At 33.8% G+C, this 15,406-nt stretch carries 14 protein-coding genes and 1 pseudogene; 6 read left to right on the top strand and 9 right to left on the bottom strand.

Features of this window, described 5'->3' with window-relative positions:
• Positions 1–129 precede the first annotated feature (129 nt).
• The 3 genes from BM088_RS06900 to BM088_RS06890 form a co-directional block, all read right to left on the bottom strand.
• Positions 130–1,056, bottom strand: coding sequence for a DUF4097 family beta strand repeat-containing protein (locus BM088_RS06900; protein WP_091982199.1), 927 nt, complete (start codon positions 1,054–1,056; stop codon positions 130–132).
• Between the two features lie 379 nt (positions 1,057–1,435).
• Entirely contained in the window at positions 1,436–1,711 is a 276-nt protein-coding gene (locus tag BM088_RS06895; RefSeq protein ID WP_091982198.1) for a hypothetical protein, read from the bottom strand.
• 29 nt (positions 1,712–1,740) lie between these two features.
• Positions 1,741–2,343, bottom strand: a complete 603-nt coding sequence (locus BM088_RS06890) for a TetR/AcrR family transcriptional regulator (RefSeq protein ID WP_091982196.1) — start codon at positions 2,341–2,343, stop codon at positions 1,741–1,743.
• 128 nt (positions 2,344–2,471) lie between these two features.
• Between BM088_RS06890 and BM088_RS06885 the strand changes: the two genes are divergently transcribed.
• Positions 2,472–3,386, top strand: a complete 915-nt coding sequence (locus BM088_RS06885) for a haloalkane dehalogenase (protein ID WP_091982194.1) — start codon at positions 2,472–2,474, stop codon at positions 3,384–3,386.
• A gap of 174 nt (positions 3,387–3,560) precedes the next feature.
• A pseudogene (locus BM088_RS06880) lies at positions 3,561–4,516 on the top strand (sensor domain-containing diguanylate cyclase).
• Here BM088_RS06880 and BM088_RS06870 read toward each other — a convergent pair.
• The gene (locus tag BM088_RS06870) at positions 4,513–5,397 is read right to left on the bottom strand and encodes a LysR family transcriptional regulator (protein ID WP_091982188.1); all 885 of its coding nucleotides are present in this window, start codon (positions 5,395–5,397) and stop codon (positions 4,513–4,515) included. The pseudogene BM088_RS06880 and the gene BM088_RS06870 overlap by 4 nt on opposite strands.
• A 137-nt stretch (positions 5,398–5,534) precedes the next feature.
• Here BM088_RS06870 and BM088_RS06865 point away from each other — a divergent pair, with 137 nt between their 5' ends.
• The 3 genes from BM088_RS06865 (at position 5,535) to BM088_RS06855 (ending at position 8,795) form a co-directional block, all read left to right on the top strand.
• Positions 5,535–5,792 (top strand): glutaredoxin domain-containing protein, encoded by a 258-nt coding sequence (locus BM088_RS06865; protein ID WP_091982186.1) that lies wholly within the window; start codon positions 5,535–5,537, stop codon positions 5,790–5,792.
• Positions 5,793–5,824: 32 nt separating this feature from the next.
• A complete protein-coding gene (locus BM088_RS06860) occupies positions 5,825–6,448 on the top strand; it encodes a glutathione S-transferase family protein (protein ID WP_091982184.1) in 624 nt (207 codons plus the stop codon).
• Positions 6,449–6,662: 214 nt separating this feature from the next.
• Positions 6,663–8,795, top strand: coding sequence for a pyridoxamine 5'-phosphate oxidase family protein (locus BM088_RS06855; protein WP_342742233.1), 2,133 nt, complete (start codon positions 6,663–6,665; stop codon positions 8,793–8,795).
• An 86-nt stretch (positions 8,796–8,881) separates the two neighbouring features.
• On the opposite strand, the gene BM088_RS06850 is transcribed toward BM088_RS06855, so the two are convergent.
• From BM088_RS06850 to BM088_RS06830, 4 genes are all read right to left on the bottom strand, one after another.
• Positions 8,882–9,082, bottom strand: a complete 201-nt coding sequence (locus tag BM088_RS06850; RefSeq protein ID WP_091982179.1) for a DUF3545 family protein — start codon at positions 9,080–9,082, stop codon at positions 8,882–8,884.
• A 288-nt stretch (positions 9,083–9,370) separates the two neighbouring features.
• Positions 9,371–10,486 (bottom strand): FAD-dependent monooxygenase, encoded by a 1,116-nt coding sequence (locus BM088_RS06845; RefSeq protein ID WP_091982174.1) that lies wholly within the window; start codon positions 10,484–10,486, stop codon positions 9,371–9,373.
• A 942-nt stretch (positions 10,487–11,428) separates the two neighbouring features.
• A complete protein-coding gene (locus tag BM088_RS06835; RefSeq protein WP_091982168.1) occupies positions 11,429–12,151 on the bottom strand; it encodes an SDR family oxidoreductase in 723 nt (240 codons plus the stop codon).
• A gap of 107 nt (positions 12,152–12,258) precedes the next feature.
• Positions 12,259–13,254, bottom strand: coding sequence for an aldo/keto reductase (locus BM088_RS06830; RefSeq protein WP_091982165.1), 996 nt, complete (start codon positions 13,252–13,254; stop codon positions 12,259–12,261).
• 189 nt (positions 13,255–13,443) lie between these two features.
• Between BM088_RS06830 and BM088_RS06825 the strand changes: the two genes are divergently transcribed.
• On the top strand, positions 13,444–14,325 hold the full coding sequence (locus BM088_RS06825) for an AraC family transcriptional regulator (RefSeq protein WP_091982311.1): 882 nt from the start codon (positions 13,444–13,446) through the stop codon (positions 14,323–14,325).
• A gap of 226 nt (positions 14,326–14,551) precedes the next feature.
• Here the strand turns inward: BM088_RS06825 and BM088_RS06820 are convergent, their stop codons facing one another.
• Complete coding sequence (locus BM088_RS06820; RefSeq protein WP_091982162.1) at positions 14,552–15,274, bottom strand: substrate-binding periplasmic protein; 723 nt, start codon at positions 15,272–15,274, stop codon at positions 14,552–14,554.
• Positions 15,275–15,406 lie beyond the last annotated feature (132 nt).

Genomic DNA, 15,406 nt, shown 5'->3' with positions numbered 1-15,406 from the left:
AATTTTGATTGAGCTTAATTAAAGGCGAACGCGTCCTCTCAATGCCAATGAATACAGTCAATCTGTAGCCATTGGTATTAATTCTTTTAAATATGCTATTAGCGAGATTCAGCTAAAGTGTGATGTTACTTAAGATTTACCCGACTGTTTTTTACGTCGACCTTTATCCTCTTGTTCTCGAATCGGATCACCTGGCTTCCAAGGTTTTGCTTTAGGTAAATTACGAATGTCACCACTAAATTCGCCTGGTAATGCCACATATCCGCCATGGGGCTTTGTGATAATTTCTAATTCAACAATGCCTTTTGGTGCAGCTATGTGAGCGTTTGAGTGAGCCTGATTAAGTTTAAAATTTAAAGTATCTTGAGTTTGTGTTAGAGGGATTTTAAAGTCGGTTAGATTATGAGAAATTGTTTTGCCACTGATCAGTACTTCAAGGGCTGCTTGTTGAGCAATGACAAGTTTAATATTCCCTTGTTTTGTATGTACTTTTTGATTGCCTTTCCAAATAATATTGTACATGTCTAGCGTAATATCTCCAGTGTCCGAATATGCATTCAGTTCGCCGACAGAACCTAAAGTTATATTACCGTTTTGAGTTTTAGCACTGAGTGATGAAAAATGTTTTTTTGCGCCAATATCGCCAAAACTGGTTTCCATTTCGACTGCGACATATTCAGGAACCGCAATCGCAATATCTACCCGACCTGTTAAATTTCCAGCTTTGTCTTTTTGACCTTGGGGATAATTAACGGTGATCTTAGTTATGCCATTTTCTTCTTTAATGTCAAATGAAGGAATTGCAGGTTTGAGACCTATTTTTTGAATTGTGGCAGATATGCCTATTTTTTTTTCACTGCGTAAACGCGAACTGATGTTACCGTAAAAATTAGTGACGACGACCTTTTTTTTGGCTGGAATTTTCCCCATCCAAGTATAGTTTTCAATAACAACATCATTGAGTTGATATTTGTTTTTTGGTTCAGCTGTAGTACATGCACTACACAATAGTGAAATGAAGCTTAAAAAACATCCTATTGATATATACTTTTTCATCCTTCAACCTCTTTCTTATTTTTGTATCTGATGTAAACCTAAAATACAATTATTTGATATAACGCATCTTTGATGAAAATAACATAACATTAAAAATATATTTTAGGTACAGTTTATTTCCAAATAATTAACATTTAATAACTGCTGGATAACATGTTGGTATTTTAATTTTAGCTATATCACGTACCCAATAATAAAAAATAGGCGTGCTTTTTGGAGGTGATAGATTGTTTAATACAGCAATTTGAACCAGATGCTAATATGGCTCAGATTGAGGAGGTTTGTGTTATTGCGCTTGATAGGAGTGTTAACAGGCTTAGTTTTAACCTGCTTGATTTGTGTGTTTATTTCTATAGAAGGAATTCCTTAGTGCTCTAGTTTAAACATCTTGCTCTAGTAGTTCTTTTATTGTTATAAATAATGGATAAAACCATTGGTACTTATCACAAAAAGCATCAATCTCTTCTTTAGTACTGCTATTATGAATTAAGTGAAATGTAGTGATATTTGCCATTACAAAAAGTTTAAATTTTTGTCCATTCCCCTGTTCATCATGTTTGATGATACTGGCCTGATAATACTCATAATCATTTTTTACATTGTTAAGTAGTGCATCACGTTCTGTTGATGATACTTTTGGAATATCTTGATCCATTTTTATAACCTCTTTCTCAAAGGGGGTAATTAAAGTAACTGGTAATTTTTTAAATATGTTTCACACATTAGCCATAACTGTTCTTCGTCACGTATTACTTTTGATAAATTACTTAAGCCCATAACAAAAGCAACTAAAGCACTTGCTGTTGCTTTTAAGTTATCAGGGGCGGAAATTTCATTTTGTATCACCGCTCGATTAAGTAAATCTTCAAATAAATCTATGGATGATAATAATAAATTTTCAATGTCATCTGATAACTTATCATCACTGCCAATAACACCAGATACAGTATTTACAACTAAACATCCTTGATTTCCTTGGTCATGAATTCGAGTACGGCAAATTTCTTTAAAAAATGCTGTTAATATCGGTTTTATGGGTGCTGACTCTGGAAGGTCAAGTAGCAATATATAAGGTTCAGTTAATTTATATGCGGCCAATGCTTCTTTGAATAACCCTTGTTTATCCCCAAAGCTATTATAAAAACTAGAGCGGGTTATCCCCATCATAGTTGCAAGTTGACTGACTGATAATGCTTGGTAACCTTGCTTCCAAAAGGCCTGTTTAGCGATTTCTATAGCCTGATTTCTATTAAATTTATTTGGTCTGCCAATCTTTGTTTCAGTCATTTATTTAAACCAGTTAATTCATTTTAAAAGATACTGTATTCAATTATAAATTATTTTGTACTAATGTGAACAAAAATGCTTTAACATTGTTTTGTACTTACCTGTACAAAACAATAGAAGGCACAGTCATGAATCAACAAATAAATAATATTTCATCTTTAGGCGAAATCTCATCCGCTTTTGATTTTCACCGTCAGTATATTGATATCAATGATCAAAAAATTCACTATATTGAAAAGGGAAATGGTGACCCTATACTCTTTATTCATGGTTGTCCTACATCTTCTTACTTATGGAGGAATATCATTCCGTTTGTTTCAAATACACATAAAGCAGTTGCTTTTGATTTAATCGGTATGGGAGGGTCTAACAAACCCAAAAAACCATACACATTCATTGATAATTATCGGGTGTTAGAAGGTTTCATTGATGCTCTAGGGCTCAAAAATATTACTTTGGTTGTGCATGATTGGGGCGCTGCCTTAGGTTTTGAATATGCGAGAAAGAATACTGAAAATGTCAAAGCAATTGCTTTTATGGAGGCCGTATTACCGCCAATATTTCCCCAAGTAAGTTATGATGCTATGGGAGAAGAAATAGGCGCTTTGTTTAAGTCATTTAGAGACCCTATTGAGGGCGTCGAGTTATTAATTAACCAGCATATGTTTATTGAAAAAACCTTACCTGATTTTATTTTAAGACCTTTGGATAAGGTGACTTGGGATCAATATAAAGCCCCATTTTTAAATCAAGATGACCGTACAGCATTATTAACTTGGCCAAAAGAATTACCTATCGCAGGAGAGCCTAAAGACAATGTGGTATTAATGGCTGATATCGAAGCCTTTATGTGTTCAAGTCAAATTCCTATGTTATTGCTTTATAGCGATCCAGGCATATTAACCCCTCCTGAACTTGTACCTTGGTATCAGGAAAATATAAAAAATTTATCAATAGTGCATGTTGGAAAAGGACTGCATTTTATTCAAGAAGATGAGCCTATTTTAATCGGTGAGGCAATTGCTCATTGGTTAGTTACATAACATGTAATTAGCCATAAAAACTTAAATTCAATAAATAGAAAGATATGAAATACAGTTTATTGCGTAATTTGAAATATATGAGCGACATAGTTTAAATTCTTTCTAACTTTATTGTATTTATTGCAATAAAAAGCCATGCTTTAGTGATTCATTGGATATTACTTGAGCTATCGAATGTTAAATACAAATGAGTGCTTATTAGAGCAAAATGAAGATTTTTTATCCTTACATAAATGGCAAAAAACAGTTAATTTAATAGCACGTATTTTTCAGGCTCCAGCTGGTTATATTGTTCAGTTTGATAAAACAAAAGGGTTTCAGGTTTTAATTGCCAGTGAACAAGATGAAAACCCTTATCATCCTGGGGCTTCAATTTCTGCAGATACCAATATATTTTGTAAACATGTGGTTTTAGAGCAACACACTTTATATGTAAAAAATGCTTCAGCAGATCATCAATGGGATGATAATCCAGAATTAATAAATGATGGTTTTCAATCTTATTTAGGTTTACCTATTTTTAAAGCTAATGGCGCATCATTTGGCACAATCTGTGTTATGGATTTTCAAACAACAGATTATCAAGCAGATTATATTGAGCTTTTTGAGCATTTACGCGATGTGATAGAAGATGATTTAGTGATGCTTGATAATTTTTGTAAAATGCGTGAAATGGCTATGCTTGACCCACTTACAAATATAAATAATCGTCGTGCTTTTATGTTATTAGGTGAGCAAAAACTAAAGTTGGCTTCCAGAATGAATTTGTTAATTTCAGTTTTATTCATTGATATTAATGAGTTTAAATTACTCAATGATAAGTATGGTCATGATATTGGCGATAAAGTTTTAAAGGTATTGGCTAATACACTAATGGATTCATTTCGTGAAATCGATGTGATTGGGCGAATGGGGGGGATGAGTTTGTGGTAGTTTTGCACTTAAAAAATAAAACAGATTTAGAAAGAATGATCTCGGGGCTTAAAAAAGCATATTCAGATAATTTATTGTTACAAAACTTGCCCCAAAGTAGTATTAGTATAGGGCAAGTGATCAGTGATAAAAAATATAATAACTTACTGGATTTAATTGAAGTTGCAGATCAAAATATGTATACAAAAAAATCTTAAGAAAACTCTTGTGCTAAAAAATCGATAAAACATCTAATTTTTTTAGCTAAATAGCGCCTGTGTGGAAAGATAGCAAATAAGCCAAACTCTAACGTATGATAACCTGGTAAAACTTCAACTAAAGCACCATTTTCTAAAGCATCTTCGATAATAAATTTAGGGATCATAGCTATGCCTCCCGATGCAATGGCCATTTCTTTAACGGCTCTTGGGCTATTAGCTGATACGTTTGAGTCGACTTTTATTGATTCACTTTTTTGATCTGGGGATATAATAGGCCACTGCTTTCCAATCCTGAAGTTACTATCTATGATGCAGGTATGCTTTGTGATGTCCTGTGGTGACTTAGGTATTCCATTCTTTTTAAGATATTCTTTAGATGCACATAATATGAGTGGATAAGTATTAATTTGTTTCGCTATTAAACTAGAGTCATCAACTCCGCCTATTCGTATTACAACATCAACACCTTCCTCCAACATATCTATTTTTCGATCTGTCAGTTGAATATCAATATGAATATCTGGATATAAATTTAAAAATTTAGGAATGACGGGAGAGAGTTTCATTTCTCCGAAAGTAACAGGCACGCTTACACGTAAACGACCTCTTGGACTGGACTGTTCTCCTGTTACGCTATCTATCAGCTCTGAAAATTCTTCTAATAAAGGTAAAGCTTTATCATAATAGTTCTTACCTGCTTCAGTTAAGGCAAGACGTCTAGTTGAGCGGTTAAATAAACGCACACCTAAATGGCTTTCTACTTCTGAGATATATTTACTGACTAATGCTTTAGACATGCCTAAACGTTCGCTGGCCGCTGTGAATGAGCCTGTTTCTACTACAGCGATAACCGTTTTTATGCCATCAATTGTATCCATAGTTGTTAAGCACCTTTACTTTAAATTGAAGGCTTGATTGTCAATATATCATTTACAATGATTCAATAACAAGGCGGTTTATCAATATTTTGATTTCATACATACTGAACTCATCGAAGCAAAACACAGGAATCATTATGGCAAATATAGAAATTTATACTCGCCCTGGATGTGGATATTGCACTCATGCAAAACGTTTACTGCAAACAAAGGGTTTAACTTTTAATGAATACGATGTTTATAAATATCCAGATCATTTAACAGATATGCGTAGACGCACTTTAGGAAGAACTTTTCCTCAAATATTTATTAACAATGTTTCCATGGGTGGGTTTACTGAGTTATTAGATTTAGAACACAAAAATACTTTAAATAAATTAGTTAAAAACGTTTAACAGACAAACAACCAATCAATAGGATAATTATTATGTTACCAATTAAACTTTACCGTCATGCACTTTCTGGTCATTCACATAGAGTAGAAGTCTTTTTATCTCTTTTAGGTTTAGAATCACAAATTTTAGATGTTGATTTAATGAGTGGCGCTCATAAGCAGGCTGACTTCTTAAATAAAAATATCTTTGGTCAAGTACCTGTAATTGAAGATGGCGAAAATACGCTTTCAGACTCAAATGCGATTTTAGTATATTTAGCCAGTAAATATGATAAAGACCGTACTTGGTTACCTGAGAACTTAGCACAAGGAGCTCAAGTTCAACGTTTTTTATCTGTGGCTGCAAGTAAAGTTGCTTATGGTCCAGCACTTGCCAGGTTAGGTACTGTATTTGGGGCAACAATTGATACTGATAATGTTATCTCTGCATCACATGCTTTACTTGCACAGTTAAATGCGCATTTAGCAGGAAGAGAGTGGTTAGTTACTGATTTACCTACAATTGCTGATGTTGCAAATTATACTTATATTGCGCATGCACCTGAAGGTAATGTGTCATTAGAGGAGTATGCTAATGTTAAAGCTTGGGTGGCACGTTTTGAAAATTTACCTCATTTTGTGCCAATGCAATCAACTGCTGTAGGGTTAAATACATAATATTTTGTTTATAGAATAGTTAAGGTTTAATAGCTTAAATATGTTGCTTTTTTATTTTTGAAGTTGCCATAGATATACCCTGTTTGGTATCAGTTTCTCATCATCGTGAGACTACTTTCTCAATAAAATAGCGGCATTTTTAGCTACAATTGAATCTATAATTCTAAGTGGGTTAGATCTAAAAAGTTACAATGAGTGTAAATGGAGAGTCTCAGTGAAAACAACAAATGATAATCAAGTAAATGATAATAACTCTCCATTTCATATTGGTGAGCAAGAGATTCAAACTCGCATGGGTGTAAGAGAGCAAATGGAGCGTTTTGGTAGACGGGTGATCAGAGACCATATGCCATTGCAACATAGGGACTTTTATCAACAATTACCATTTTTATTTGTTGGACATGCTGATACAGAAGGCTGGCCTTGGGCATCAATTTTATTTAATAAAGCACTACCACAAGGAAAAGTAACTCATAATTCAGGTTTCATTACATCAAAACATGATAAAAGTTTAGAAATACATACCCAACCTGTAAAAGGTGACCCTTTAGGTGAATCATTAAATAAAAATACACGTCTAGGTTTATTAGGTATTGAACTAACAACACGTCGTCGTAATAGGTTGGCCGCACATATTACAGAAGCAACAAATAAGAGCCTTTCTCTGAGGGTAGATCAGGCGTTTGGTAATTGTCCTCAGTATATTCAAGTGAGAGAACTTGAATCCGTTGATGCAAAAACATTGAAAACTATCAGTGTTGAAGAATTTACTCAATTTGATAAACGAGCACAGGATCTAATTCAAAATAGTGATACTTTCTTTGTTGCCAGTTATGTTGATAATGGCACTGATGCAGCAAGTGAAGGTGCGGATGTATCGCATAGAGGCGGTAAACCTGGTTTTATTCGTATTGATAATGAAAATACCCTAACGATCCCTGATTATTTAGGCAATAACCACTTTAATACTTTTGGAAACTTTATTGAAAATGATAAAGCAGGGCTATTATTTGTAGACTTTGAAACGGGTCATATATTAACACTGACAGGAACCGTTGAAATATTATGGGACTCACCTGATGTGAAATATTTTTCTGGGGCACAAAGGTTATGGCAATTTCATATTAAAAAAGGACGATGGATCAACAATGCATTGCCTTTTCGCTGGAAACTAAATGAGTATTCACCTAACACTGAACTTACCGGTACATGGCAAGAAGCAGAGCTACTTCAACAAGCTGAAAAACAAAAAAATGACTGGTTACCTTATGTTGTAACTGAGATTGTTCAAGAAAGCAGTGTGATTAAATCTTTTTATTTAAAAGCTAAAGGGCATCAGGTTAAAGCATTTCTACCAGGACAGTTTTTAACAATAAAAGCGCAAATTAATAAAAAAGAATTAATAAGAACTTATACAGTTTCAAGCGCGCCAGCTGATGAGGTGGTTCGCATAAGTATAAAACAAGAAAGTTCAAATGATCACAGTATACCGAAAGGTGTTTTCTCAAATTATATACATGAAGCAATAAAGTCAGGTGATATTATTTATGCCAAGTCACCAACGGGTACTTTTACTTTTGACGCTTCAGCTGAACGCCCTGCGGTATTAATTGCTGGTGGCATAGGGATCACTCCTATGGTTTCTATGGCAAGACATGTTTTGATTGAAGGTATTCGCACGCGTTACATGCGCCCACTTACCTTATTTTGCTCAGCTAAAGATGATAAGCAAAGAGCTTTTTTTGATGAATTAAATGAAATATCAGAAAAATCGAATGGGAAAATAAATGTATTTTGGGCATTAAGTCAGGTAGATAAAAACTTAAAGGCAGGTAAAGACTTTCATCAAACAGGGCGATTATCAAAAGAGTTATTACAAGCCGTTTTAGCATTAGATGATTACGATTTTTATTTATGCGGTCCAAGTGGGTTTATGCAAAGCCTATATGATGTTTTACGAGAACTTGGTGTCAGTGATCATCGCATTAACGCAGAAGAATTTGGACCTGCGTCATTAAAAAGAGAAGCCGATGTTGCAACATTACCTTTTACACCAGAATTAAGTGCGTCAGAGGCTATTATTGAATTTACAGACTCAAAGGTTGAGCAAGCTTGGTCTAAAAATGATGGTAACTTATTAGAATTTGCAGAGTCCCATGGCTTTACACCTGAGTTTGGCTGTCGAAGTGGCCAGTGCGGTGCATGTAAAACAAAGTTAGTTTCTGGAAAGGTCACTTATCAAAATGATGCTATCGCAACAATTGAAGCTGATGAGGTTTTATTATGCTGCGCACTACCTGCGAGTGAAAAAGGGCAAGATATGACTAAAATAGCAATTAAACTTTAGTATTTTTACTGATGATGTATGAGTTGTTAAGTATTCGCTGTAGTTGTTTTAATCTTTTCTACAGCGAATTTATTGTGCTCATTAAATTAACCAAACACAGCAGCTAAATCATCCTCAAAAGAGTATTCGTTATATTCAATAAATTCACGACGTAAGCGTTGTTTTTCTTTAATTGTTTCTATTTCACGCCATTTTCTTTTTTTGGTCTTTCTTACTTTTCGTTCTTGAGCTGGATTTTCATTTTCTTCAAGTATGTCGTCAAACTCTGCATAATTATTATCTGTCATCGTCTTTCCTTAATTTTATATTGAATGGTTTTGATATGTGCAAACTTTAATTTGTAAATATGACAGAAGCGTTACTTGTATATGACAATTTAATTAAATGATTTTCGGTACTAAAGAGGTAGGATATAAGTTATTAACTCTGATATTACGGATGATAAAACTTAATTGTAAAAAGTGAGAAGGGATAAAAATAAAGCGTGTATTTAAAGTGATTTTTGCTTGTAAGTTAATGTTAAGTTTAATATTAATTCACAAGCAAAGTTGGCTAGGGTATAACTAGGTTTGAAATTAAACTTCTTCTGTTAATAGCTTTCTCCAACCTTTCACGTTTTGTGGCCCTGTTTTTCGTACTATAGAATTTCTGAGTAAGCGACCAAAAAAACTTTTTCCCATTTCGGCTAGTTTAATCACTTTATTTGATTCATCAATCACCCAACTAATTCTTTTTAATCGTTTATTTTTGAATTCGTTAAGAATTTCATTTGGTTCTAAATCAGTTTCAATTAATTGAGCAAGCAATAAAACATCTTCTAAAGCCATACCGACACCTTGTTGTAGCGATGGCGGGCAGCCATGTAGCGCATCGCCAATTAAAAGCACATTATTTTTAAATACTTCACGTGACTCAACAGACTTTAGCTGGCCTTTTATAATGGTATCGGCATTAAATATCGCATTTTGAACCGATTGCTCATAATGGACAAATACTTTTTTCATCGCCTCTTTTGAATCAAGTTCAAAAATTTCACCTGTTGGATCTGATATTTGGCCATAACAATATAATCTGTTTTTTGAAATTGGGTAAAACATAAATAAGTCATTTTTACCAAGTAAGTAGCTTGGTTGCATTTTATGATTGGGATAATCGATACAAAAACGCCAATTTGATACTTTTAAATCTAATAAATTAGGGCTATCAAAGACTTTTTTTCGGGTATCCGAATTAATACCATCTGCAGCTATGATTAAATCATATTCCTTTTCAGTTCCATCATTAAAGATAACTCGGCTGGTATTTTGACTCTGTTTTATAGTACTAATAAAACGGTTATATTGAATGTTGTTTTCTAGGCCTTTATTTAAAATGGTCATTAAATTGTTACGCTCAAGTGCAACAAAAGGTTGTATATTTAATGGCGACTCTAATAAAGATGCCTTACTTAATAATTTACGAGACGCTTTCTCAAAACGTACCTCAGTTACTTGGTGCGCGTGTTTTAATATGTCATCTTTAAAACCTAACTTTTCAAAGCCCGCCATTGCATTGGCAGGTAAACAAATTCCAGCACCTTGCAAACGCATAGTCTCAGATTTTTCTATTATTTCAATATCATGTTTGCCGTTTTTTAATTTATGAAAAAGGCTCAAACCCGCAATGCCCGCACCTACAATTAAAATTTTCATATGATTTCTTGTTATTAAGCTTGTAATAAATTATCTCCTTTAACTTATGTTAAATAAAGAAAGATTAATGATTATTTAATATTCAATATTGATTATTAAATAATAATATCTTTAAACAGGCTGTGAAATTATTAATTAAGTCGTTTTCATTAAAGCTGAGTACAATAAAAATAAAGCTTTAACAAACCGTTATTCCTTCTTTTTGCTTAAAAAATCTTAAGCCATAAATCCAACTAATTTGCTCGACTGTGCCGTGGATTCATTTTTAAAATATTTTACTGCAACGGTGTGTTTCAAAGATCAGTGATTTTCGAATCGAGATGAAAACTCTCGATCCCATAAATAATTGGTTTACCTATATCTTCAAAATGTAAATGATTAGCAAAAGTAAAAAAGACATTGGCTTTAGGAGTTTGTTGATCATAATTGATTTGTTGGTGACAGATAAACTAAATAAGGTCTATTTTCGTGTAAAACTGGAATCAATTTTGATGCCAAGCTCCGATGAAAATTTGATTATTAGGTAAAATAGGTAAGCTAAATAAAGTAATTAAAAAACTGTAAAAACAGGTTTTAAGTATGATTTTTCCAGTTGAAAGTAGTTATATTTCAAAGTGATAGAAAGGTTTATAAGTTAAGTGCATTAAAAAAAGTTTTATTGATAAAGCAATTATCAGACTATTTAGGTCAATTAATAGATATTAATTCCAATGAAAATACTGTGTTATTTAGCTCAATTAATAGCGCTGGCGCGAATATTTTAGAACTGAACTGATTTAACTAATTGAACTTTAGCTTTCCTACCACAAAGTGTCGTTTTTAATTAAAGTAGGCGTTGTGCGAAATGTGTTAATGATAGGCCTATAAATTCTAATAAATGGAATAAACTATCTATTAAGAAAATAGTGTATTCCAGCACACGTTCATGTTTTTGAACTAATGTTAAATTAATCTATGCCCGCCATCTATTACTAAAGAGATACCATTTACAAACCCGTTGTCTATTAAAAAAGCGACTGCTTTTGCGACTTCTTCGGCAGTTCCAATGCGTTTTACTGGTAAAGTATTTGCTATGGAATTAAGTTGAGCGTCAGCTTGCTCTTCACCCAGTAAATCACCCCAGATACGTGTTTCAATTACACCTGGCACCACTGTATTTACTCTGATCGGTGCTAATTCATGTGCCCATATTCTGCCAGCTGCTTCTGTTGCTGCACCTGCTGATGCAAACATGGTCGCACCTAGTAAAGGTTTTTGAGTCACTGTTCCAGAAAATAATGTAATAGACCCTGTGCTTTTTAAATGTGGTAATGCGTAATGAACACATAATAGCTGCCCCCACTGTTTTGTTTCCAATAACTTTCTGGAAGCATCAAGATCTAGCTCTTTTATGAGTGAAAAAGAAGAACTTGCCGCTGGTGTCACTAAGTGATCAAATGAGCCTACTTTGTCGAAGAAATTTTTTATGGCATTTGAATCAGTGAGATCGAGTATTTCACCTGATACATTACCTTCAATGCCTGAAAGCCCAAGCTCTAACTTTTTAGCTGTACGCGCCGTGACTATGATTTCGGCTCCTAAGGAAGCCAATAACTTTACGCTTGCATGGGCTATTCCGCCTGTTATGCCCGTGACAATTATTTTTTTATTTGAAAAGTTGTACATTTTATTTTTCCTAAATTATATGATTTTGGATGTTCAATCAATTTAACCAAGCTGCTGGTTATAGTTGAGGTAAAATGATTGGTACCTTAAATTTTTTTTAGAGATAATTAGACTTCAAGAGCCGTCATCATATTTTCTGGATAGCGTGATCCATATACTTCTAAACTTGATAAGGTGCCTGCTATTTGTGTTAGTTCTAGCGACGTTAATTTTATATTTTCAGCCATTGCATTTTCTCGTAAACGAAGTTCGTTGCGTGTTCCTGGAATAGAAATGTAGTCTTGGGATTGATGAGCAATCCAGGCGAGAGCGAGTTGAGCTGGTGTACAGTTTTTTATAGATGCTAAGTCTTTAATAAGCCTCACTAGTTTTAGATTTTTTGCAAAATGTTCTTCTGAAAATCTTGGATTATTTAGTCGCCAGTCACCAAGTTCTAAATCTTGGCGACTTTGTATTGCGCCAGTTAAAAAACCACGACCTAATGGGCTGTATGCTACTAGGCCAATTTCGAGTTTTTTACATAGAGGTAAAATTTGAGACTCTAAATCTCGACTCCAGAGTGAATATTCACTCTGTAATGCAGATATAGGATGTACTGCAGATGCGCGTTTTAATGTTTCGGTTCCCGCTTCAGATAAACCTAAATATCTAATTTTACCTGCTGTTACTAAATCAGACATTGCGCCGACAGTGTCTTCAATAGGCACATTTGGATCCATTCGGTGCTGGTAATAAAGATCAATATGATCAACTCCAAGACGTTGCAAACTTGCATCACATGCTTGTTTTACATACTCGGGGCGACCATTAAAGCCTAAAAAATCCCCTTGATTATTTCTCATAATGCCGAACTTAGTCGCTAAGCTTATTTTTTCTCTGTGCCCAGGGTTTTTAGAGAAGTACTTGCCTAATAGTATTTCATTTGTTTTAGGTCCATAAATATCTGAGGTGTCCCAGAAATGCACACCAGTATCTATGGCCGTTGCAAGTGTTTTGAACGATGCCTGTTCATTGTAACTGCCATAAAATTCAGACATGCCCATACAGCCTAAACCTATCATAGACACTTCTAAACCTTGGCCACCTAATTGTCGTGTTTTCATCATGTTTCCTTTGTCATTTTCAATTTGAGTTGATTGAGTAGGCTAATGAGTTTAAGCAAGTTAGTTGTTCTGGTATTAGAATGATGCTCTCTAGTTCTTGCCTATTCCTCTAAACTTGTTGTAAACAGGATAAAATTGATTTTGGCTTATGCCATAATAGAAATGGAAAATTTTGAGGATAATTACAATATGGATAAAGTGAATCATTTAGCAAAACAGTTATTAAAATTGATGCCTGAAGCTAATGTTATAAAAACAAATGTTGATAACTTAACATTGATAAGATGTGACAATGTGATGCAAACTCGAGCACCTATTATTTATGATCCTTGCATTTATATTGTTGTTCAGGGTAAAAAGTCCGCGTTACTTGGTGGTGATAACTTTATTTATGATGCTTTAAATTATTTGGTATTGTCAGTGCCTTTACCTTTGGAGTGCCAGCTACTAGAAGCCAGCTCTGAAAAACCATATCTGGCAGTAAAGATAAACATTGATACTCAGATACTTAATGAACTAATTGAAGAATTTGAGGATCAGCCTTTTGAAAAAGGCGTAGAGGTAAAGCGGGGGATATATGTATCACATTTAGAGCAAGAGATTAAGTCAACTTTGGGCAGGTTATTATCTTATGTTAACCAAGGAACAAGTGCCAAGGTATTAGGCCGTTTGGCGATTAAAGAGTTACTGTTTCATGTATTACAAGGTGAGCAAGGAGAGTTATTAAAAGCCTTTGCATATAGAGATAAACAGAGTTTTCATATTGCAAAAGTGATTCACTATATTCAGAGCCACTATGCTGAAAACATAGAAGTATCTGAGCTTGCCTCTAAAGCCAATATGAGTCAGTCATCATTTCATGCTTATTTTAAAACTGTCACAAGTTCTTCACCGATCCAATATATTAAGGCTATTAGATTACATGCAGCGAGGAGAAAAATGTTGTATGACAGTCAATCTGCAAGCGATGCGGCATATCAAGTTGGATATGCGAGTCCATCACAATTTAGTCGTGAATATCGTCGATTTTTTGGTATGCCACCTAAACTAGATATTCAGACTAATAGTTAAAAATAATGCTTTTATTATTGAATCTATTTGTGGCTCTTTTAATCCAAGAATAATGCATCACAACTCAGTTTATTGATATTTTAAAGGTAATGCCGGATGCGTTATTATTTTTTAGTTATCTTTATTATTAATTGTGCGAAGCTCAACGGGAATTACTGCATTAATTTTTGAAAAATTATCTGTTTTATTGGGAGTATTAGAGGGGTTGAACGTGTCAAAGTTGAAGTTAATTACTTTTTACTTTCTCTAAGAGCGCTTTGATTGCTTTTTCCCGTATTATTTCTAACTCACCAGTCTCTTTCATTTTAATAATAACGTCATCTATCTTAGAAACTAATCCTTTGTTCTTTTCATGAAGATAATGATAAACGAACATGCGGCTTAATGGTGGAGATAAAGGATAAATTGATTTCATATTCATTTCTTTTTTTAACAATAGACCATTTAGTTTTGCTGTTATTGCAAGATCAAATTTGTCTGCATCCAGTAGTTTGAGCATCTCAGTGATATAAGGAAAGACTATAACGTTTTTCATACCTTCGACACATAACTCAGCATGCTTAATTCCCCTTACGATAGCGATATCAAAATCTTTTAAGGCTGAACAGCTTGTTACTTTAAAATGATGTTTTTTTGAGAAAACGGAAGGTTCAATATAATTAATCGGTGTCGGCACTCTTAGCAAAGTGGGGTAATTTTCCCCAATTTCAAAAATCCTATGCACTTCCCCATCAGCTCTTCCTTCACTTGACTCTTTCAAAGCTCTTTTGCCAGGCATAATTAATATTTCAATTGAAATTCCAATCTTTTTGTATGCCTCTTTTAAAATTTCGGCGCCGACAACCTGATCCGGAGTATCTTTTATTTGAGTAAATTTAAGAACTGTTTCTGCAAATGATGCATGTGTGAAAAATAAGGACGCTGTCAAAATAAATACAATTCTTTTCATATATTTTCCTTTTCATAAATACGAAAGAAAACATTTTTACAAACAATATTTATATAAAGAATAGTCTAATTAATAAACAATCGTCCAGAGTTAAAGAGTGATACTATGTATGAGTTAATTTTTTAGAGCGTA

The sequence above is a fragment of the Pseudoalteromonas denitrificans DSM 6059 genome (assembly GCF_900112265.1).
Lineage (GTDB): Bacteria > Pseudomonadota > Gammaproteobacteria > Enterobacterales > Alteromonadaceae > Pseudoalteromonas > Pseudoalteromonas denitrificans.
The sequence above is the reverse complement of the archived record's forward strand: the minus strand, read 5'-3'. Positions and strand labels throughout refer to the sequence as shown.

What these genes read in the sequence shown, in the direction of transcription:
- BM088_RS06830 (WP_091982165.1), bottom strand. Translation starts at nt 13,254, where the DNA reads ATGAAAACACGACAATTAGGTGGCCAAGGTTTAGAAGTGTCTATGATA.
- BM088_RS06870 (WP_091982188.1), bottom strand. Translation starts at nt 5,397, where the DNA reads ATGGATACAATTGATGGCATAAAAACGGTTATCGCTGTAGTAGAAACA.
- BM088_RS06825 (WP_091982311.1), top strand. Translation starts at nt 13,444, where the DNA reads ATGGATAAAGTGAATCATTTAGCAAAACAGTTATTAAAATTGATGCCT.
- BM088_RS06865 (WP_091982186.1), top strand. Translation starts at nt 5,535, where the DNA reads ATGGCAAATATAGAAATTTATACTCGCCCTGGATGTGGATATTGCACT.
- BM088_RS06890 (WP_091982196.1), bottom strand. Translation starts at nt 2,343, where the DNA reads ATGACTGAAACAAAGATTGGCAGACCAAATAAATTTAATAGAAATCAG.
- BM088_RS06835 (WP_091982168.1), bottom strand. Translation starts at nt 12,151, where the DNA reads ATGTACAACTTTTCAAATAAAAAAATAATTGTCACGGGCATAACAGGC.
- BM088_RS06850 (WP_091982179.1), bottom strand. Translation starts at nt 9,082, where the DNA reads ATGACAGATAATAATTATGCAGAGTTTGACGACATACTTGAAGAAAAT.
- BM088_RS06860 (WP_091982184.1), top strand. Translation starts at nt 5,825, where the DNA reads ATGTTACCAATTAAACTTTACCGTCATGCACTTTCTGGTCATTCACAT.
- BM088_RS06885 (WP_091982194.1), top strand. Translation starts at nt 2,472, where the DNA reads ATGAATCAACAAATAAATAATATTTCATCTTTAGGCGAAATCTCATCC.
- BM088_RS06820 (WP_091982162.1), bottom strand. Translation starts at nt 15,274, where the DNA reads ATGAAAAGAATTGTATTTATTTTGACAGCGTCCTTATTTTTCACACAT.
- BM088_RS06845 (WP_091982174.1), bottom strand. Translation starts at nt 10,486, where the DNA reads ATGAAAATTTTAATTGTAGGTGCGGGCATTGCGGGTTTGAGCCTTTTT.
- BM088_RS06900 (WP_091982199.1), bottom strand. Translation starts at nt 1,056, where the DNA reads ATGAAAAAGTATATATCAATAGGATGTTTTTTAAGCTTCATTTCACTA.
- BM088_RS06895 (WP_091982198.1), bottom strand. Translation starts at nt 1,711, where the DNA reads ATGGATCAAGATATTCCAAAAGTATCATCAACAGAACGTGATGCACTA.